Source organism: Janthinobacterium kochi (assembly GCF_051380715.1).
Taxonomy (GTDB): Bacteria; Pseudomonadota; Gammaproteobacteria; order Burkholderiales; family Burkholderiaceae_D; genus Janthinobacterium.
In genome coordinates this window covers 1-1,560 of record NZ_JBNYXO010000034.1, presented here as the reverse complement: position 1 = coordinate 1,560, position 1,560 = coordinate 1, and the positions used below count along the sequence as shown (strand labels likewise).

Annotated in this window: 1 rRNA gene; it reads left to right on the top strand. The window is 52.5% G+C overall.

From position 1 onward, the window contains the following. The first annotated feature begins 10 nt into the window (after positions 1-10). A 16S ribosomal RNA gene (locus ACQ4WL_RS27575) occupies positions 11-1,541 on the top strand. Positions 1,542-1,560 lie beyond the last annotated feature (19 nt).

Genomic DNA, 1,560 nt, shown 5'->3' with positions numbered 1-1,560 from the left:
AACAGAGATTAAACTGAAGAGTTTGATCCTGGCTCAGATTGAACGCTGGCGGCATGCCTTACACATGCAAGTCGAACGGCAGCACGGAGCTTGCTCTGGTGGCGAGTGGCGAACGGGTGAGTAATATATCGGAACGTACCCTAGAGTGGGGGATAACGTAGCGAAAGTTACGCTAATACCGCATACGATCTAAGGATGAAAGTGGGGGATCGCAAGACCTCATGCTCGTGGAGCGGCCGATATCTGATTAGCTAGTTGGTAGGGTAAAAGCCTACCAAGGCATCGATCAGTAGCTGGTCTGAGAGGACGACCAGCCACACTGGAACTGAGACACGGTCCAGACTCCTACGGGAGGCAGCAGTGGGGAATTTTGGACAATGGGCGAAAGCCTGATCCAGCAATGCCGCGTGAGTGAAGAAGGCCTTCGGGTTGTAAAGCTCTTTTGTCAGGGAAGAAACGGTGAGAGCTAATATCTTTTGCTAATGACGGTACCTGAAGAATAAGCACCGGCTAACTACGTGCCAGCAGCCGCGGTAATACGTAGGGTGCAAGCGTTAATCGGAATTACTGGGCGTAAAGCGTGCGCAGGCGGTTTTGTAAGTCTGATGTGAAATCCCCGGGCTCAACCTGGGAATTGCATTGGAGACTGCAAGGCTAGAATCTGGCAGAGGGGGGTAGAATTCCACGTGTAGCAGTGAAATGCGTAGATATGTGGAGGAACACCGATGGCGAAGGCAGCCCCCTGGGTCAAGATTGACGCTCATGCACGAAAGCGTGGGGAGCAAACAGGATTAGATACCCTGGTAGTCCACGCCCTAAACGATGTCTACTAGTTGTCGGGTCTTAATTGACTTGGTAACGCAGCTAACGCGTGAAGTAGACCGCCTGGGGAGTACGGTCGCAAGATTAAAACTCAAAGGAATTGACGGGGACCCGCACAAGCGGTGGATGATGTGGATTAATTCGATGCAACGCGAAAAACCTTACCTACCCTTGACATGGCTGGAATCCTCGAGAGATTGAGGAGTGCTCGAAAGAGAACCAGTACACAGGTGCTGCATGGCTGTCGTCAGCTCGTGTCGTGAGATGTTGGGTTAAGTCCCGCAACGAGCGCAACCCTTGTCATTAGTTGCTACGAAAGGGCACTCTAATGAGACTGCCGGTGACAAACCGGAGGAAGGTGGGGATGACGTCAAGTCCTCATGGCCCTTATGGGTAGGGCTTCACACGTCATACAATGGTACATACAGAGCGCCGCCAACCCGCGAGGGGGAGCTAATCGCAGAAAGTGTATCGTAGTCCGGATTGTAGTCTGCAACTCGACTGCATGAAGTTGGAATCGCTAGTAATCGCGGATCAGCATGTCGCGGTGAATACGTTCCCGGGTCTTGTACACACCGCCCGTCACACCATGGGAGCGGGTTTTACCAGAAGTAGGTAGCTTAACCGTAAGGAGGGCGCTTACCACGGTAGGATTCGTGACTGGGGTGAAGTCGTAACAAGGTAGCCGTATCGGAAGGTGCGGCTGGATCACCTCCTTTCTAGAGTTTGCACGAATCA